The 18,912-nt window shown below is 62.0% G+C and carries 15 protein-coding genes and 1 pseudogene; 8 read left to right on the forward strand and 8 right to left on the reverse strand.

Translation table 11 applies throughout. The features are described from left to right. Positions 1-3 precede the first annotated feature (3 nt). The 7 genes and pseudogenes from C5J22_RS23325 to C5J22_RS23355 form a co-directional block, all read right to left on the reverse strand. Positions 4-2,013, reverse strand: a complete 2,010-nt coding sequence (locus C5J22_RS23325) for an acetyl/propionyl/methylcrotonyl-CoA carboxylase subunit alpha (protein ID WP_105440196.1) — start codon at positions 2,011-2,013, stop codon at positions 4-6. After that, positions 2,013-2,390, reverse strand: a complete 378-nt coding sequence (locus tag C5J22_RS23330) for a hypothetical protein (RefSeq protein ID WP_105424839.1) — start codon at positions 2,388-2,390, stop codon at positions 2,013-2,015. The genes C5J22_RS23325 and C5J22_RS23330 overlap by 1 nt, the downstream gene beginning before the upstream one ends. A 23-nt stretch (positions 2,391-2,413) precedes the next feature. Beyond that, complete coding sequence (yghU, locus tag C5J22_RS23335; protein WP_105440197.1) at positions 2,414-3,313, reverse strand: glutathione-dependent disulfide-bond oxidoreductase; 900 nt, start codon at positions 3,311-3,313, stop codon at positions 2,414-2,416. An 87-nt stretch (positions 3,314-3,400) separates the two neighbouring features. Then, entirely contained in the window at positions 3,401-4,933 is a 1,533-nt protein-coding gene (locus tag C5J22_RS23340; RefSeq protein ID WP_105440198.1) for an acyl-CoA carboxylase subunit beta, read from the reverse strand. Between the two features lie 325 nt (positions 4,934-5,258). After that, positions 5,259-7,070, reverse strand: a complete 1,812-nt coding sequence (locus tag C5J22_RS23345) for a hypothetical protein (RefSeq protein WP_105440199.1) — start codon at positions 7,068-7,070, stop codon at positions 5,259-5,261. A gap of 87 nt (positions 7,071-7,157) precedes the next feature. Then, positions 7,158-7,426: pseudogene (locus C5J22_RS23350) on the reverse strand (leucine zipper domain-containing protein); the annotation flags it as partial. Positions 7,427-7,511: 85 nt separating this feature from the next. Then, entirely contained in the window at positions 7,512-8,408 is an 897-nt protein-coding gene (locus tag C5J22_RS23355) for a LysR family transcriptional regulator (RefSeq protein ID WP_105440200.1), read from the reverse strand. A 209-nt stretch (positions 8,409-8,617) separates the two neighbouring features. On the opposite strand from C5J22_RS23355, the gene C5J22_RS23360 reads away from it, so the two are divergent. From C5J22_RS23360 to C5J22_RS23390, 7 genes are all read left to right on the forward strand, one after another. Further along, positions 8,618-9,592 carry an ABC transporter permease gene (locus tag C5J22_RS23360; RefSeq protein WP_105440201.1) on the forward strand — a complete coding sequence of 325 codons (975 nt, stop codon included), beginning with the start codon at positions 8,618-8,620 and terminating at the stop codon, positions 9,590-9,592. Then, the gene (locus tag C5J22_RS23365) at positions 9,589-10,488 is read left to right on the forward strand and encodes an ABC transporter permease (RefSeq protein WP_105440202.1); all 900 of its coding nucleotides are present in this window, start codon (positions 9,589-9,591) and stop codon (positions 10,486-10,488) included. The genes C5J22_RS23360 and C5J22_RS23365 overlap by 4 nt, the downstream gene beginning before the upstream one ends. Positions 10,489-10,493: 5 nt before the next feature. Continuing rightward, positions 10,494-11,465: an ABC transporter ATP-binding protein gene (locus C5J22_RS23370; RefSeq protein ID WP_105440203.1), complete on the forward strand. Its 972-nt coding sequence runs from the start codon at positions 10,494-10,496 to the stop codon at positions 11,463-11,465. Continuing rightward, on the forward strand, positions 11,462-12,529 hold the full coding sequence (locus tag C5J22_RS23375; RefSeq protein ID WP_105440204.1) for an ABC transporter ATP-binding protein: 1,068 nt from the start codon (positions 11,462-11,464) through the stop codon (positions 12,527-12,529). Before C5J22_RS23370 ends, C5J22_RS23375 begins: the two co-directional genes overlap by 4 nt. A gap of 20 nt (positions 12,530-12,549) precedes the next feature. After that, entirely contained in the window at positions 12,550-14,124 is a 1,575-nt protein-coding gene (locus C5J22_RS23380) for an ABC transporter substrate-binding protein (protein ID WP_105440205.1), read from the forward strand. Positions 14,125-14,244: 120 nt separating this feature from the next. After that, positions 14,245-16,149, forward strand: a complete 1,905-nt coding sequence (locus tag C5J22_RS23385; protein ID WP_245440509.1) for a CocE/NonD family hydrolase — start codon at positions 14,245-14,247, stop codon at positions 16,147-16,149. Next, complete coding sequence (locus tag C5J22_RS23390) at positions 16,146-17,309, forward strand: CapA family protein (RefSeq protein WP_105440206.1); 1,164 nt, start codon at positions 16,146-16,148, stop codon at positions 17,307-17,309. Before C5J22_RS23385 ends, C5J22_RS23390 begins: the two co-directional genes overlap by 4 nt. On the opposite strand, the gene C5J22_RS23395 is transcribed toward C5J22_RS23390, so the two are convergent. Next, positions 17,310-18,035, reverse strand: a complete 726-nt coding sequence (locus C5J22_RS23395) for a response regulator (RefSeq protein WP_105416823.1) — start codon at positions 18,033-18,035, stop codon at positions 17,310-17,312. Positions 18,036-18,154: 119 nt separating this feature from the next. On the opposite strand from C5J22_RS23395, the gene C5J22_RS23400 reads away from it, so the two are divergent. Continuing rightward, positions 18,155-18,910, forward strand: a complete 756-nt coding sequence (locus tag C5J22_RS23400) for a cyclic nucleotide-binding domain-containing protein (RefSeq protein ID WP_105440207.1) — start codon at positions 18,155-18,157, stop codon at positions 18,908-18,910. The last annotated feature ends 2 nt before the right edge of the window (positions 18,911-18,912 follow it).

Genomic DNA, 18,912 nt, shown 5'->3' on the forward strand with positions numbered 1-18,912 from the left:
CCATCACTCGAACTCCATGATCAACTCGTCGACCGCCAGGCTTTGGCCCTGGCTCGCGGCGACGTGCTTGACGATACCCCTGCGCTCGGCCTTCAGCACGTTTTCCATCTTCATCGCCTCGACGGTCGCGAGCGTCTGGCCGGCTTCGACTGCGTCGCCGGCTTTCACCGACACGGAGGTAATGACGCCGGGCATGGGGCAGAGCAGCATCTTCGAGGTGTCCGGCGGCAGTTTTTTCGGCATCAGGCGGGCAAGTTCGGCCACGCGGGGCGAACGGACGCGGGCGGTGACGTCCATGCCGCGCCAGCGCAACCGCACTGCGGAGCCGATGAGGTTGACCTTGACCCCCATCGTCTCGCCGCCGACATGGAAGCGGGCATGGCTCTGGCCCGGCAGCCAGCCGCTGGCGACGGAAAGCTGCGTCCCATCGGCAAAGCGGACGCCGGCGCCGTCAGGCCCGGTTTGGAGCGTCACGGCCTCTTCGAAGCCTGCGAGCGTCACCACCCAATCCTTGCCGATCACCCGACGATGATTGCCGATCGTGCCGGAAATCTGGACCGCCCGCTCCTGCAGGACCTGATGAACTAGGACGGCGATGGCGGCGAGCTTCCTCGCGGCCGCCTCGTCGGGATGCACGCCTGAAAAACCTTCCGGGAACTCCTCGGCGATGAAGGCCGTGGTGATGTTTCCGGAGCGAAAACGGTCGTGATCCATGACGGCCGAGAGGAAGGGCAGATTGTGGCCGATGCCGTCGACCTCGAAATCGTCGAGCGCCTTGCTCATCGCGTCGATCGCCGCCAAACGATCAGGCGCCCAGGTGCAGAGTTTTGCAATCATCGGGTCGTAGTACATGGAGATCTCGCCGCCCTCGAAGACGCCGGTATCGTTGCGGACCACGGTGCCGTCGTCCTGCCGGCCTTCCGCCGGCGGACGGTAGCGGCTCAGCCGACCGATCGACGGCAGGAAGTTGCGGTAGGGATCCTCGGCATAAAGCCGGCTTTCGATCGCCCATCCATTCAGCTTGACGTCGTCCTGACCGAGCGACAGTTTTTCGCCTGACGCAACGCGGATCATCTGTTCGACAAGATCGATGCCGGTGACGAGTTCGGTGACCGGGTGCTCCACCTGCAGGCGGGTGTTCATCTCGAGGAAATAGAAATTTCTGGCGCCGTCGACGATGAACTCCACCGTGCCGGCCGAGAAATAACCGACCGCTTTCGCGAGTGCGACCGCCTGTTCGCCCATGGCCCGCCGGGTTTCGGCGTCGAGGAAGGGCGACGGAGCCTCCTCGATGACCTTCTGGTTGCGGCGCTGGATCGAGCATTCGCGCTCGCCGAGATAGAGCGTGGTGCCGTGTTGATCGCCGAGCACCTGGATTTCGATGTGGCGCGGCTGGTCGACGAACTTTTCGATGAAGATGCGGTCGTCGCCGAAGGAATTCTTCGCCTCGTTGCGGGAGGACTGGAAACCTTCGCGCGCCTCGGCATCGTTCCAGGCAATCCGCATGCCCTTGCCGCCGCCGCCGGCGGACGCCTTGATCATCACCGGGTAACCGATCGAGGCGGAAATCCTCACCGCCTCCTCGGCATCCTCGATCAGGCCCATATGGCCGGGAACGGTGGAGACGCCGGCTTCGGCCGCGATTTTCTTGGAGGTGATCTTGTCGCCCATCGCCTGGATGGCTTTCACTGGCGGGCCGATGAAAACGACACCTACCTTTTCCAGCGCCTGCGCGAACGCGGCATTTTCGGAAAGGAAGCCATAACCCGGATGCACCGCATCCGCGCCGGTCGTCCGGATCGCCTCCAGGATCTTGTCGATGACGATATAGGACTGGGAAGACGGTGCCGGGCCGATGTGAACAGCCTCGTCCGCCATCCGTACATGCAGCGCCTCGGCATCCGCGTCCGAATAGACCGCCACCGTCTTTATGCCCATCTTGCGGGCTGTCCTGATGACCCGGCAGGCGATCTCGCCGCGATTGGCGACGAGGATTTTCTTGAGCGCCGGCATCAGACCTCCATGACGTCGTCAAAGGATTCGGGGAACGTTCTGCGGGCGACCTTCTCGTCGATCCTGAGACGCGCGTCGTAGGAGGTCGGGTCGAAATCGCTTTCGGCCGGAACGACCTCGCGGCCGAACAGAAGGTTAAGCCGGCCGGCATCGAGATTGCCCCGCTCGAACGGCTCAGAGCCGAAATGGTGCCACAGCGCATGCAGGAAGGCGGCATCCACCTTGTGTTCGATCGTGCCCGGGCGGGCGAGGCGCTGCAGCTGCTTCAGCGGCGTCGCCCCCTTTTCGTTTGCCCGCCGGATCGTGAAATGATGCCCGTGGCCCGGCATGCCGGAAGGGAAACCCCTATGTTTCGTCATGTCGGGCGGTCTGGGCATGCTGGTCTCCTTGCGGTCGTTCTTCAAGCCTTGACGAGCTTGTCCTGTGTCTTCGTCTCGAAATCGGAAGCGTCGTGGCGTTCGTGAAGCTGTTCGGACGGATCGCCGTTCACCCGGTTGACCATGCGGCCACGCTTGACGGCCGGCCGTTCGGCGATCTCGGCCGTCCAGCGCTGGACGTTCTTGTAGCTCTGGACGTCGAGGAAGGTGCCGGCCTCGCCATAGGCCTTGCCTTGCGCCAGGTTGCCGTACCAGGGCCAGATGGCGATATCGGCGATCGAATATTCGGTGCCTGCCATGTACCGGTTCTCGGCAAGATGCCGGTCCAGAACATCGAGCTGGCGCTTCACCTCCATCGAGAACCGGTCGATGGCATATTTGATATAGACCGGCGCATAGGCATAGAAATGGCCGAAGCCGCCGCCGAGATAGGGCGCCGAGGCCATCTGCCAGAACAGCCAGTTCATCGTTTCGGTGCGGGCCTTGTGGTCCTTGGGCAGGAATGCGTCGTCGAACTTGTTCGCGAGATAGAGAAGGATCGAGCCGCTCTCGAAAACGCGGGTCGGCTCGGGCGTGGAACGGTCCAGCAAGGCCGGGATCTTCGAATTCGGATTGACGTCGACGAAACCGGAACCGAACTGGTCGCCATCGCCGATCTTGATGAGCCAGGCGTCGTATTCGGCACCCTTGTGGCCCGCGGCCAGCAGTTCTTCCAGCATGATGCCGATCTTCACGCCGTTCGGCGTTGCCAGCGAATAGAGCTGCAGGGGATGCTTGCCGACCGGCAGCTCCCTCTCATGTGTCGGACCGGCGATCGGCCGGTTGATATTGGCGAACTGGCCGCCGTTTCCCTGTTCCCAGGTCCAGATCTTCGGGAGCTCGTAGCCCGCTGGAAAATTCTCGGCGGGGGATTTGTCGGTCATGAAATCTTCCTTCCATTCAGGTGGCGCGCCCGAGGGTTTTAGCGGGGCGACACCTATATAGAGAGCGGCCAGCCGAATTTCCGCTGGTCACAGCGGGATCGTGTCGTGTTTCTTCCAATGCGTCGTCACCTGCTTGTTGCGCAGCGAAGCGAAGGCGCGGGCGATGCGGCGGCGCGATGAATGCGGCATGATCACCTCATCGATGAAACCGCGCTCGGCCGCCACGAACGGATTGGCGAAACGCTCTTCGTATTCCTTCGTCCGCGCCGCGATCTTCTCCGGGTCGCCGAGTTCCAAGCGATAGAGGATTTCGGTCGCTCCCTTCGCACCCATGACCGCGATTTCGGCGGTCGGCCAGGCATAATTGAAATCGGCGCCGATATGTTTCGAGGCCATGACGTCATAGGCGCCGCCATAGGCTTTTCGCGTGATCAGCGTAACCATGGGGACGGTCGCTTCGGAATAGGCAAAGAGAAGCTTGGCGCCGTGCTTGATGACGCCGCCATATTCCTGCGCCACGCCCGGAAGGAAACCCGGCACGTCCACCAGAGTCAGGATCGGGATCGAGAACGCGTCGCAGAACCGCACGAAGCGGGCGGCCTTGCGGGAACTGTCGATATCGAGGCAGCCGGCCAGCACCATCGGCTGGTTGGCGACGACGCCGACCGTCTGGCCTTCGAGACGGATGAAGCCGGTGATGATGTTTCTCGCATAGGCTTCCTGGATCTCGAAGAAATCGCCCTCGTCGGCGATCGCATAAATCAGTTCCTTCATGTCGTAGGGTTTTGCGGCGCTGTCCGGGATCAGGCTGTCGAGGCGGTTTTCGATGCGGGCCGGATCGTCGTGGAAGGGACGGACCGGCGGCTTTTCACGGTTGTTCAGGGGCAGGAAATCGAAGAGCTGGCGGACGGCTTCGAGCGCTTCGATATCGTTTTCGAAGGCGGCATCGGCGACCGAGGATTTTTTCGTGTGTGTGCCGGCGCCGCCGAGTTCTTCGGCGGTGACGATCTCGTTGGTCACGGTCTTCACCACGTCGGGACCGGTGACGAACATGTAGGAGCTGTCGCGCACCATGAAGATGAAGTCGGTCATGGCCGGCGAATAGACCGCACCACCGGCGCACGGCCCCATGATGACCGAGATCTGCGGCACGACGCCGGACGCCTCGGCATTGCGGCGGAAGACTTCGGCGTAGCCGGCAAGCGAGGAAACGCCTTCCTGGATGCGGGCACCGCCGCTGTCGTTCAGGCCGATCACCGGCGCGCCGACGCGTACCGCCATATCCATGATCTTGCAGATTTTTTGCGCATGTGTCTCCGACAGCGAACCGCCGAGAACCGTAAAGTCTTGGGAGAAGACATAGACCTGGCGGCCGTTGATGGTGCCCCAGCCGGTGACGACGCCGTCGCCCGCGACCTTTTGGCTATCCATGCCGAAATCCACCGCCCGATGCGTGACGTACATGTCGAACTCCTCGAAGGAGCCCTCGTCGAGCAGGACCTCGAGGCGCTCGCGGGCCGTCAGCTTGCCCTTGGCATGCTGTGCCTCAATACGCTTCTTGCCCCCGCCGAGCCTTGCCTCCGCCCGGCGTTTCTCGACCTCACCCAGAACTGCTCGCATGTTTGCTCCCGGTATTCCCTTGGGCATTACTTAGCGTTTCGCGGGCCTACGGGAAACCGTGGAACGCGCATCTATACGAATTGATAAGAGCGCCGGCCGGAAAATGCAAAACGGCCTGAAACCATATGACCACACCTAGAGCGGCGGCCTGGCTGGCCTCGTCACCATCAAATCAGCCGTAGCTGTCTTTGGTTGATAACGGCCGCGTACGATTTCGCACTCCTCTTGTTCTGCCCCCATCAACCGCCAAGCGATCCTTCTCTCGGTAGACCGCAGCTGCGCGGCCAATGGCTTACAGCTCATCGCGTTCGGCATCACGCGGCTCCTACTGGACCGCTGGGTAGTTAATCCGGAAAAGCTGAAAAGGGTTGGAAGCATCGCCTGGTATTCGCACAAGACCCGGCCATTCTTCGCCGCCCGCGAGCGCTGTATATACAGGCGCGTCGCCCGGCATCGGTTTTAGCGGAAAACGGCAGATTGCGACATAGTCGAACGACTCGAGTGCTTGTTGCCTGACATGCGCACCAGGCAAGATAAAAAATTCCAGTGCCCGTCTGATGCCAGGAGACGCCCGATGGAAAGGAATTGCCCCGACGGAAAAACCGTCGGGCATGCCTTCAGCCAGTCGAAGGGACAATCCTTGTGGTGCCATAATTCGCCCCGGCGTAACCTTCCCGAGTACGGAGAAATCGCCGTGCGGGCAGTCGTCAAACGCCATGTAGTCGGCCGCATCGTAGTTCAGTTCGATCGGTGGCATGAACATGCTGGCTGATTGGGCGGCCGCGATCGGCAGTAAAAGAGACGCCAGAAAGATTGAGCGGGTATGCCACCAGGCAACTGGCGTTGCCTGCCCCTGCTTCAGATAGTGATAGGCGACCGGCAGGAACAACGGAATGAAGGCAAATGGGAAACGGACGTAGCGGGCGATTCCAATCGTGAGAAAAAGGCTTGCAGCAGCAATAGCAAAGATGACTGGCCGTCCGGGCTGCTCGCGGCCGCGAGGCCCCAGCATTGGTGGCACGGCAGCCAGCAAAAGAGACCCCGCGAGCCCAACCCACCAGATGACGGCCGGTGGCGTGTGCGCAGCCGCGGACCAAAGCGGTTTTTCCTGGAGGATACGGTCAAACCATAGCGAACGAGAAATGGGATCTATGACTTCGTAAGGTCCTGCGAGACATCGCGGGAAAAGCAAGGCAGCGAAAACGACCGCTGCCGCCCCGACGACACATATGATCGCCAATTGCCCCCACCCTGTTATGCGGGGGAAAACTGTAGTGACCAACAGCAGCGGGGCCGAGCATCCGACGAGCAAGAAGATATAGGGAGCGGAAAAAGCGTCGCATTGCGTTGATATAGAAGCCGATGGGCCAAGCAGGACAAGCGCCACGGGCACCGTACAAAGTAAAACAGATGCCGATGCTCCGGCGAGAACTTGTTGTGATGCGCGGGTTCTGCACAGATATGAGATCACCAGCCCCGAAAAGGCGGTGACAACCAAAGGCAGTCCCTCCAATGCTATCGCGACGGAAGTAACGCTGCCCAGTCCTATCAGAATGCCGCCGAACCGGTCCCAGCGGACAAGGCCAAGCACGATCGTCATCAACGCGAGGATCTGCATGCCGTGATGATCGATTCGCCCCGGCGCAAATTCGCCCACAGCCAGGGTCATGGAAATAGTCGTTGCGACCAGCAGCAGATAATCTGCCGTCGTGTGGAATTCGGTCAGGCGCCGTAAAATTTGACTGACCAGTATGCTGTAAATGCCGAGCATCAGGGGGGGCCAAATCAGGAATGACCAGGAGATGGCATCGTTATGGCCAAGCATCGGCGACAGAGCGATACTAATCGCAACGTATGGTAGATCGACCAGTCGCGACCAAGGAGAAACATAGGGTTCAGGCATGGAAACGACCGGTAGCACAAGGCTCCACCAGTGACCGGTCGGAGAAAGGAGCTGGCGTATCTGGATTGCCCGCATCCGATCGTCGATATCACCCGTCAAGAGGTGGCCGTTTGCTATATCCAGCGCGGACATTGCCAATGCTGTGATGTAGACGATCAAAAAGATTCGCCAGAAGACAGGCTGACGCCATTTAATAACTACGTCATCCGTAACCGATTTCGCAAAATCTCCCATGGGGACTTTCCAGCTCGAAATTTGGGCCAGATTTAGCAAACGCCGTTTAAAAATATGCTACTACAGGCTACGGAAATCTAGCCTGTTATGCTTGCCGGTCAGGCGCTGGCGACGAAGAGCGACAATGCGCTCGCTCAGAACCTGACCTCTCTGCCGCGGGCTGTTCTTGGGCCGCGACGAGCGGTCAGCCATGGCGCGCCCATCCTGCTCGAAGCGTTCGATCCAGCGCGACACGATCCTGGCCGAGACGGCATAGACGCGGGCGGCTTGCGCTTTGGTGAGTGCGCCGCCGACAACGGCGACGGCCATTTCTCTCGACGCAGCGGGGTCAGTCGGGCATTCTTATGGATGTTCAATTCGGAGCGATCCTGGAAAACTGAGGTGTGGTAACTCCAGTCTCCTAAATCCGCTCCGAATGGACAACCTCCTGAAAGCTCACACCTAGAGCGTGGTTTCGCCCGAATCCGCCTTGATGATGTTGATGAACGCCTCGGCCGTCCAGGACAGCGGTGCTCCTGGCATCGAGATGATCCCGTATTCGGAGACCTTGTCGGGCAGGAAAGGCCGCATGGCGATCGCATCGCTGCGGAAGAACTCGGCTATCAGCGAGGGCACGATGGCGATGCCGAGCCCTTGGGCTGCGCAGGCGCAGGCGGTTTCGACCGAATGGACTTCCAGGCTGCAGCGGTAGCTCGGCACCATGCGGCGCAGTTCGTGTTCAAGTTCGTTGCGGTTGACGCGCTGCCGGCCGAGCAGGATCAGGTCGTTGCGGGCAAGATCGTTGACGTCGATGGCCTGCTTGGCGGCCAGCGGGTGGCCGACCGGCATGACGCAGGTGGTGCCGCTGGTGAAAAGCGGGCGGGTGTCGAAGGAATGTTCCTCCGGCGGCAGGCGGACGAAACCGAGATCGGCGACGCGTCCGCGCACCATGCGTTCGATCGCATCGTAGGGACCGCTCAGGATCTCCACCGTAACCCGCGGATGATCGGCCTTGAAGCGGGCAAGGATCGGCGGCAGCATGGTGGTCGCGAGGCTGTGCGGGAAGGCGACGCGGATCAGCGCCTCACCGAAGACACCCGAACGGACGTCGCCGACCTTGACGCGCAGCCGGGCGACGCTCTCTGCGACGTCATCCACCTCGTCGACCAGGAGATGCGCTTCCGGCCGGGGGATGAGCCGCCCCTTGTCGCGCAGGAAAAGCTCGCGACCGATCTCTTCTTCCAGCGATGCGAGCTGACGGCTGATCGCCGACTGCGACAGGCCGAGCTGTGCCGCCGCCGCTATGGTGGAGCCGGTATCCATGATCGTCTTGAAGATTTCGAGCTGCTTGAAATTCATGCCGCGATCCTACGGAAGGCGGCGGCGAACACAAGCAGAGACATCGAACAGGGTTCCGCGCGCAAAACGCATAGGACCATGCATTCCGCGCATAATATTGCGCATCCCGCGCCGCCCGCTATCGTCGGCCTCAACAACGAGAAAAAAGGGAACGTCTTCATGAGAATTCTCTGTCCCTGGGGGACGAAGGGTAAGCAGGAGCGCACGCCATGACGGTTTTCGTCATTCGCCGCTTCCTACAGAGCATTGCCGTCCTCTGTGTGACCGCGGTTATCGTCTTCATTGGTATCTATGCGATCGGCGATCCGGCTGAAATGCTGATCTCGCCGGATGCAAGCCCGGCGGAACGCGCTCAGGTCGTCGTCTCGCTCGGGCTCGACAAGCCACTCTGGGAACAGTTCTTCACTTTCGCCTGGAACGCGCTGCACGGCGACCTCGGCCGCTCCTTCGTCTTCAACCGTCCGTCCATCAGCCTGATATTCGAACGCCTGCCGGCGACGCTGGAGCTGACGCTGACCGGCCTCGTCTTCGCGCTCCTGCTGGGCATCCCGCTCGGCCTTCTGTCCGGCTTGAAGCCGAACACCGCCACCGACGAAGTGATCATGACCGGCTCGATCTTCGGTTTCTCTCTGCCGAGCTTCTGGCAGGGCATGATGCTGATCATGATCTTTTCCGTCTGGCTCGGCTGGCTGCCGTCCACCGGGCGCGGCCAGATGGGCGAATTTCTTGGGCTCCGTTCCAGCCTGTTCACGCTCGATGGTCTCACTCACCTGATCCTGCCGGCGATCAACTTATCGCTGTTCAAGCTTTCGCTGGTGATCCGCCTCACCCGCACCGGCGTGCGCGAGACGATGCCGCTCGATTTCGTGAAATTCGCGCGCGCCAAGGGCATTTCCGAGCGCCGCATCGTCTTCGTCCATGTGTTCAAGAACATCCTGATCCCGCTGATCACCGTGATCGGCCTGGAACTCGGCAGCATGCTCGCCTTCGCGGTGGTGACGGAGACGATTTTCGCCTGGCCGGGGATCGGCAAGCTGCTGATCGACAGCATCATGCGGCTCGACCGGCCTGTCGTGGTCGCCTACCTGCTGGTCATCGTCAGCCTGTTCATCTTCATCAATTTCGTCGTCGACGTGCTCTATTCGCTGGTCGATCCGCGCGTACGGCTCGGAGGCGCCCAATGACCGCCCGCGCTCTTTTCGCCGAAGACATGTTGCTCGGCCGCCTGGTCACCGGCATCGGCCGCAGTCCCAAGGCGGTCGTTGCCGCCATCGTCTGCATCATCCTGCTGTTTGGCGCAGTCGTCGGACCCTATCTGACACCCCAAAACCCGTTCGATCTCGCGGTTCTGGACATCCTCGATTCCAAGCTGCCGCCCGGCTCGCAGAGCATGGACGGCATGAACTACTGGCTCGGCACCGACGGCCAGGGCCGCGACATGTTTTCGGCGATGATCTACGGCCTGCGCACCAGCCTCGGCGTCGGCGTATTCTCCGGCATCGTCGCGCTTCTGGTCGGCACGGTGCTCGGCCTGATCGCCGCCTATTTCGGCGGGCGTATCGACACGCTGATCATGCGCGTCGTCGACCTGATGCTCGGCTTTCCGACCATCCTCGTGGCGCTGATGCTGCTGGCACTTCTGGGCCAGGGGCTCTGGAAGGTGATCTTCGCGCTGATCCTGGTGCAATGGGCGACATTTGCCCGCGCCGTCAGGAGTGCGGCCCTTGTCGAGAAGAACAAGGACTATGTCGAGGCCGCGGTGACGCTCGGCATCGGCACGCCGCGTATCCTGATCGGCCATATCCTGCCGAACTGCCTGCCGCCGCTGATCGTCATCGGCATGCTGCAGGTGGCGAACGCCATTTCGGCGGAGGCGACCCTCTCCTTCCTCGGCATCGGCCTGCCGATCACCGAACCGTCGCTAGGGCTGCTGATTGCCAACGGCTACCAGTTGCTGATGTCCGGCGAATACTGGATCAGCGTCTACCCCGGCGTGCTTCTGCTCGTTCTGGTCTTTTCGATCAACATCGTCGGAGACCGGCTGCGCGAAGTCCTCAATCCCCGACTTGGTGAAAGGTGAGCGCGATGACACCCGTCCTCGAAGTCAAGAACCTTTCCACCCAATTCATCACCCGCCGCGGGATCTTGAAGGCCGTCGACGACGTGAGCTTCACGGTCGGTCAGCAGGAGATCGTCGGCCTGGTCGGCGAATCCGGCTCCGGCAAGTCGATCACCGGCTTCTCGATCCTCGGCCTCGTCGATCCGCCCGGCCGGGTGGTCAGCGGCCAGATCCTGTTCAACGGCGAGGATCTGCTGACGAAGTCCCCAACGGCCATGCGGACCATCCGGGGGAAACGCATCGCGATGATCTTCCAGGATCCGATGATGACGCTGAACCCGGTTCTCTCGGTTGCCACCCAGATGATCGAGACAGTGCAGGCGCATGACCGGGTTTCGCGCGCGGAAGCCCGCGCCCGGTCGCGCGATGCGCTCGGCCTTGTCGGCATCCCTTCGCCGGAGGAGCGGCTCGATTCCTATCCGCACCAGTTTTCCGGCGGCATGCGCCAGCGCGTGGCGATCGCGATCGCACTCCTGCACCGGCCGGACCTGATCATCGCCGACGAACCGACGACGGCGCTCGACGTGACGATCCAGTCGCAGATCCTGTTCGAGATCAAGCGGCTGGCCGCCGAATTCGGCATGGCGCTGATCTGGATCAGCCACGATCTCGGCGTCGTCGCAGCACTCGCGGACCGGATCATGGTCATGTATGCGGGCCGGATCGTCGAGGCGGGGCAGGTCGATGGGGTGCTCACCGCGCCGCGCCATCCCTATACGTCCGGCCTGCTCAGCGCCGTGCCTGCGGCGGTGCCGCGCGGCGAACCGCTTCGGCCGATCCCCGGTTTCGCACCCTCGCCGCTGTCGCGTCCTTCCGGCTGCGCCTTCCGCGACCGCTGCGCCCGGGCCACCGATGTCTGCGCCACCGAACCGATACGGTCAATCGCCGCCGATCGCGAGTTCCGCTGTTTCCACCCTCACCTCTGGAGCGCCGCATGACGAACCCGCTCATGGAAGCCGTGCCCCTCGTAGAAGCCGTGGATGTCAGCCGGCGTTTTTCCCGCAAGCTCGACTATGCGGAAAAGATTGCAAATCTCTTCGGGGCGGGCCTCGAGGAGAAGACCGTACATGCGGTCGACGAAGTCAATCTCGCAGTCTATCCGGGCGAGGTAGTCGGCCTCGTCGGTGAGTCCGGTTGCGGGAAATCGACGCTCGGCCGGGTGATGGCCGGCATCATGCCCGCGAGCGGCGGCGAGGTACGGTGGAAGGGCCGGCCGCTGACTTCGCTGCAGGGCGACGACAAACGCGCCATGCGGCTTTCCGCCCAGATGATCTTCCAGGACCCGATGTCGACGCTCAATCCGCGCAAGCGGGTCCTCGACCTGATCGGCGAGGCGCCCAAGGTGCACGGCATCGTCAAGGGCCGGGAGATGCGGGATTATGTGGCCGCACTGGTGACGCGTGTCGGCCTCGATCCGTCCTATCTGGACCGCTACCCGCACCAGTTTTCCGGCGGGCAGCGGCAGCGTATCGGCATTGCCCGGGCGCTCGCGGTAAAGCCAAAGCTGCTCGTCTGCGACGAATCCGTCGCTGCCCTCGACGTGTCGATCCAGGCGCAGATCCTCAACCTGTTCATGGACCTGAGACAAGAATTCGGGCTGACCTACCTGTTCATCAGCCACGACCTCGGCGTCGTCAAACATATCTGTGATCGGGTGGTGGTCATGTATCTCGGCCGCGTGGTGGAAAGCGCCACGCCGGACGAGCTCTTCGACAATCCGAAACATCCCTATACCCAGGCGCTGATCCGCGAACTGCCGTCCGTCACCGATCGCCGCCGGGTGTTCACGCCGATCAAGGGCGAGATCCCCTCGCCGCTCCATCCGCCGGCGGGATGCCATTTCCATCCCCGCTGTCCCAAGGCTTTCGACCGCTGCCGCGTGGAACGGCCGGTCTTGAAGGAAAACGCGGCCAAGGTCGCTGGTCGCCATGTCAGCGCCTGCCATCTGAACGATCTTGCCACTCATCAGGCAACAAATGCGACGGCCGAACCGGCCATCTAAAAAGGAAGGGAACAGACATAATGAAACCGATGAAATTTCTCCTGGCCGGGGTTGCGGCCTCAGTCATCGCGCTGAGCTCGGCGCAGGCCGCCGACCTGATACTCGGCAGCGCCACCGAGCCGTCCGCGATCGATCCGCAGTTTTCGCGCACCGGCAACAACCAGAACATCGCCATGCAGGTCTTCGACCGCCTGGTGCAGACCGACCCGGCAATCAATGTCGAGCCGGCGCTTGCCGTCTCCTGGACAAATGTCGATCCGCTGACATGGCAGATCAAACTGCGCGACGGCGTCAAATTCCACGACGGCAACCCGCTGACATCAGAGGACGTGATCTTCTCGCTCACCCGCGCCAAGGATATCCCGAACAGCCCGGCGCCGTTCTCCGGCAATGTCGGGGCGATCGACAGCATGAAGGCGATCGACAAGCTGACCGTCGAGATCAAGACCAAGAAGCCGACGCCTGATTTCATCGAACAGGTCGGCTTCGTCTACATCGTCGAAAAGAAGGTCGCGGAAGGCGCCTCGATCGAGGATTTCAACAGCGGTAAGGCGGCGATCGGCACCGGCGCCTACAAGTTCAAGTCCTGGACGCCGGGCGACAACCTGCAGCTCACCCGCTACGATGCCTTCTGGGGCAAGAAACAGGATTTCGACAACGTCACGATCAAGTTCATCTCGAACGACGCCTCGCGCGTCGCAGCCCTTCGCTCCGGCTCCGTCGACCTGATCGACGCCGTGCCGCCCGGCGACGTGAAGACCCTCCAGGGCATCTCCGGTCTCAAGGTCTTCTCGATCCCCTCGTCCCGGATGATCTACCTGGCGCTCGACAGCGCCCGCGACAAGACGCCCTTCATCACCGACAAGGAAGGCAAGCCGCTCGACAAGAACCCGCTGAAGGATATCAAGGTCCGGCAGGCGCTCTCCGAGCTGGTCAACCGCCAGCTGATCATCGACCGGATTCTCGACGGTTCGGCGGAAGCTGCAGGCCAGCTGGTTCCGAAGGGCGTCGCCGGCAACGATCCGTCGATCGCGGCGCCCGCCATGAACGCTGAAAACGCCAAGAAGCTGCTTGCGGAAGCCGGCTACAAGGACGGTTTCGGCATCACCATCCACACCTCCAACGACCGCTTCCCGGGCGATGCGGAAGTGGCGCAGGCGCTCGGCCAGATGCTCGCGCGCGGCGGCCTGAAGGTGAACGGCGTCGTCGCTCAGCCCTATAACGTCTACACCAAGGGCGCCGGGGCCGGCGAATTCTCAGCCTTCATCTTCTCGCTCGGCAACTCTACGCCAACCTCCGCCACGGGTCTTCGCAACCTGCTGATGACGGCCAACAAGGATGCGGGCACCGGCTCGTTCAACCGGACGAAATATTCGAACCCGGCCTTCGACGATGCGATGCGTGCCGCCACCGCCGAATTCGACGTCAAGAAGCGCGTGGAACTGCTGCAGAAGGCGACCAAGCTGGTCTTTTCCGACATTCCAGTCATCCCGCTCTACTGGCAGAAGGTTCACTGGGCCGGCAAGGCAAACCTCTCCTATGTCGCCAACATGACGGAAGACACCGCCGCGACGCTCGCCGGCATCGCCAAGTAAGTCTTTCCGCACTCAACAGTTTGCTGCGGCCCTCTCTCCTGGAGCCGCGGCATATCCCGGGCCGGCCTGACGTGTGGTGGGGCTGGCCCGGAATTGATTTGCAAATTCGAGGATATGGACATGGATACTCTGACGCCATCGCGCTTCGAGGTGATTGCCGACGACGTGGTCGTCGAACGGGATGTGATGGTGACGATGCGCGACGGCGTGAGGCTGGCGACCGACGTCTACCGGCCCGCCAAGGACGGCAAGGCGATCGAAGGCCGGCTTCCGGCGATCATGGAACGCACGCCCTACGGCAAGGCGGAGCGCTCGCGTTCCGAGATCGAAGTGGGCATGGCGGAGCCGATGAAGCGCCATGAGGTTGCGAGCTATTTCGTCCGGGCGGGATATGCCGTGATCTACCAGGATTGCCGCGGCCGCTACAATTCCGAGGGCGAATTCAGCAAATACATTTCGGAAGCCGCCGACGGTTACGATACCGCCTGCTGGCTGGTGGAACAGGCGTGGTCGAACGGCCAGTTCGGGACGATGGGCCTTTCCTATGCGGCCCATACTCAAGCAGCGCTCGCCTGCCTGAACCCGCCGGGGCTGGCCTGCATGGTGATGGATTCGGGCGGATTCTCGAACGCCTATCAGTGCGGCATCCGCCAGGGCGGCGCCTTCGAACTGAAGCAGGCGACCTGGGCCTATAACCAGGCGATCGGCGAGGGCAATGAGGTTGCCCGTGCGGCGATCGAGGCGGAGGACCTTCACGCATGGTTCAACGTCATGCCCTGGAGCGAAGGCAATTCTCCGGTGCGCTGGATGCCGGAATATGAAAGCTACCTGCTCGACCAGTGGCGCAGCGGCACGTTCGACGAAAGCTGGCGCCGGGTCGGGCTTTACATGGAAGGTTTCTACGAGACCTTTCCGGAAGTGCCTGTCGTGCTGATGTCGAGTTGGTACGACGCCTATGTGAAATCGACGCTCGACAACTATCGCGGACTTTCCGGCAAGGACAGCCGACCGCTGCAGCTGATCATGGGGCCTTGGCTGCACGGCAACCGCAATGCGACGCTTGCCGGCGACACCTCCTTCGGGCCGGCCGCACCGCTTGGCGGCAATGTGATGGAAAGCTGGCTATCCTTCCGCCGCAACTGGTTCGACCACTGGCTGAAGGGCAAGGACAACACGGTTGCGCAGGAGCCGGTGGTGCGGGCTTTCGTGATGGGTGGCGGGTCCGGCACGCGCAACGCGGACGGCCGGCTGGATCATGGCGGGCACTGGATCGAGGCGGCCGACTGGCCGCTGCCGGGAACAGAATTCCGAAATTACTATATCCATGAAAACGGCTCGCTTTCGACCGACAGGCCGAAGGCGGAGGCTTCCCCCTTCACCTACGACTTCGACCCGAAGAACCCGGTTCCGACGATCGGCGGATCGCTGACGAGCGGCCAACCGATCTTCGAAGGCGGCGGCTTCGACCAACGCGAGGGCGACAAATTCTACGGCTCGAAACATCCGGGCCTGCCGCTTTCGGCGCGTGCCGACGTGCTCTCCTTCGAGACCGAGCCGCTCGCCGAAGATGTCGCCGTGGTCGGGCCGATCACGGTCGAACTTTATGTCTCGTCGGATGCGCCGGACACGGATTTCACCGCGAAACTCGTCGACGTCTATCCGCCGAGCAAGGATTACCCGACCGGCTACGCGCTCAACATAACCGACGGGATCATCCGCTGCCGCTATCGCAACTCCTTCGAAAAGCCGGAGCCGATTGTCAAGGATGAGGTGTTCAAGGTGACGATCGAGCCGTTCGCGACCGCCAACCTGTTCGCCAGGGGCCACCGCATCCGGGTTGATATCTCATCATCCAATTTCCCGAAGTACGACATCAATCCAAATAGCTATGCGCCGGAGGGCCGGGGACGCACAAGCCAAGTGGCCCGCAACACCGTTTTCTGCGATGATATGCGTGCATCCGCCATCCGCCTGCCGATCGTCGGTAGAGTGGCAATGGCGGCGCTGAAGCCCATCGCGAAATGAACGAGGCCATGCTCACCGTCGCCGTTACCGGCCAGATCCTGATCCACGGCCCCCTCGACCTCCATGGCGAGGGACAGGCCGAGGTCCAGGATTTCCTCGAGGCGGATGTTGTCTTCGGCAATCTCGAGGCGACGGTGGAGACGGCAGGGGCATGGCCCACCAAGACGAAGACGCTGCATCTGGCTTCCCCGGATGCGCTGATTTCCATCCGGGAACTCGGCTTTCACGCGGTGACGCATGCCAATAACCACGCCTTCGACCTCGGCCCGCCGGGCATCGCGTCGACGCGCGCCGCGGTGGAAGCGGCCGGGCTGAAGCTTGCCGGCAGCGGGCGGGATATCGAGCAGGCCGCCGCGCCGGTCATCGTGCCGGGACCTGAGCAGTCTCTCGCCATCTTCTCCGTCGATCTCGGGCCGCAGCCGGACATCAACTATGCCTCGACCGAGCGCGGCGGCATTGCCCCCTTGCGGATGAAGCGGACAGTGAGCGTGCCGGCCGAAGAATTCGAGACGCTGAAGAGGATAGTCGGGACCCTCGGCGACGACAAACGCGGCGCGGCACGTGCTGCAGTGGGTTATGATGCGGGCGAACGCCCGGAACTGGAGGTCTTCGGCACTCCCGTCGCTGCCGGCGACGCCATCGGTGCACGCTGGACGGCGGACGAGACGGATATGCAGCGGCTCGTCGACGGCATCGATGCCGCAAAGGCGATAGGGGATCTGGTGGCGGTGGCGCTCCACGGCCATCACTGGGATTCGAACTGGAAAACAACGCCCGACTGGCTGCTCGATCTCTGTCGCGGCCTGATCGACTGCGGCGCGGACCTGGTGCTTGGTACCGGCGCGCCGGTCATGCAGCCGCTCATCCTTTATCGCGGGCGGGTGATCGTCGCCGGCCTCGGCAACTTCGTCTTTCACACCGGGCGGCCGGCGACCTATGACGAAAAGCATGTCGATGTCTGGCGCAGTGCCGCGATCCGCTTGACGCTTGCCGATGACGGTACGTGCAAAAGACTGGAATTGCTGCCGATTTCGGTCGGCAGGCCGGTGGACCACGACCTGCCTTTGGGGCCGATTCCGCTGCAGGGCTCCGATGCGGACGATATCAGGGAAAGAGCTTTCGCCGGGCTTTCCGCGGCGGACAGGCAGGTCGTTTTTTGATCAGCCGAGCTTGCCGGTGAAAATGTAACCGACGCCGCGAACAGCCTTGATGAGCTGGGGATGTTTGGCATCCGCCTCGATCTTGCGGCGCAGCCGGACGATCTGGGCATCGATCGTGCGGTCGAAGGCGTCGAGCTGCCGTCCTCTCGTCGCGTCCATCAGAAAATCGCGCGTCAGCACCCGGCCGGCATGCTGCACGAAGGCCGCCAGCATGTCGAATTCGCCCGTCGTCAGCTCGACTTCGCCATCTTCGTTAGACAGCAGCTGGCGCCTGGAAAGGTTGAGCGTCCATCCTTCGAAACGGACGATCTTCTCCTCGTTTTCCTCCTGCTTCGGCTGAGCCGGCTGGCGCCGCCTGAGGATCGATTTCAGCCGCGCATGCACTTCGCGCAGGTGAAACGGCTTGGCGATATAGTCATCTGCACCGATCTCGATCCCGATAATCCGGTCGACCACGTCGTCGCGGCCCGTCAGCATCATGATCGGAACGTCCGATTGCATCCGGATTTCCCGGGCAAGGTCAAAACCGTCCTGGCCGCCGGGCAACGACAGGTCGAGGAGGATGATGTCGACCTCCTGCCGTTTCAGCTGAGCGCGCATTTCCTGTCCGTCGGATACCGCGCTGACGGCATATCCTTCGCCCTCGAAATACCGCGTCAGCATCTGGCGGATTCGGGGATCGTCGTCGACGACGAGGATGTTGGCTGAGCTTGCGGGGGATGACATCAGCAGGGAACCGGCGTGTTACAGATTGTTACCAATTAGAACCGTCTTTCACACGACTAGCATTCGCGCGTTACCGGGATTCGGTCAACTGCCTTAACCAAACGGATAGGGGCAGTTTCATGTTTGTCACGGATTATGCGAAGACCTTCAACACGGCAGCAGCAAGACCGCTCGACGAACCGGATTGTCTCCATTCGCTGTTCGCGAAGCAGCCTGTGGAATATCTGTCGGCCGGCCAGGCCCTGTTCTTCGAGGGCGACGAGGCCAGGCATATCTTCGAGGTCATGGAGGGGACGCTGCGCGTTTTCCGGATCATTTCGGACGGACGCCGGGTCATTACAGGGTTTCTGCATGCCGGCGATATGATCGGCGTGTCGTTCCGGGATAATTATATCTACACTGCGGAAGCCATCACCACGGCGAAGGTCCGCCGGCTGGCGCGTCGGCAATTCGAGGCAGCCATCATCAATTCCGAGAGCCTGAGGCCGAAGGTCTTTGCCCGCGTCTGCGACGAAATGGCCGCAGCCCAGGACCAGATGGTGCTCCTGTCGAGCAAAAGCGCGGAAGAGCGGCTCTGCACCTTCCTTCTGAGATACCTGAAACGCGCGATGGCCGAACGCAATGCGCAGCCGGTCGTCGAGCTCTCCATGAGCCGGCAGGACATGGCCGACTATCTCGGACTGACGATCGAGACCGTTTCGCGTACTATCACCAGGCTTATCGGCAAAGGCGTGTTGAATGTTCTGGACCCGGCCGCCCGTCATTCCATAAGAATCGAACGGCCGGGGATGCTTGCGCAACTCGCCGGTGACGACGATGACTGTGGGGACATGCGGCGCGACCTGATCGCTCTCGGCGAGCGACGGCGCCATTAGAC

The organism is Neorhizobium sp. T25_13 (assembly GCF_002968675.1).
GTDB lineage: Bacteria > Pseudomonadota > Alphaproteobacteria > Rhizobiales > Rhizobiaceae > Neorhizobium > Neorhizobium tomejilense.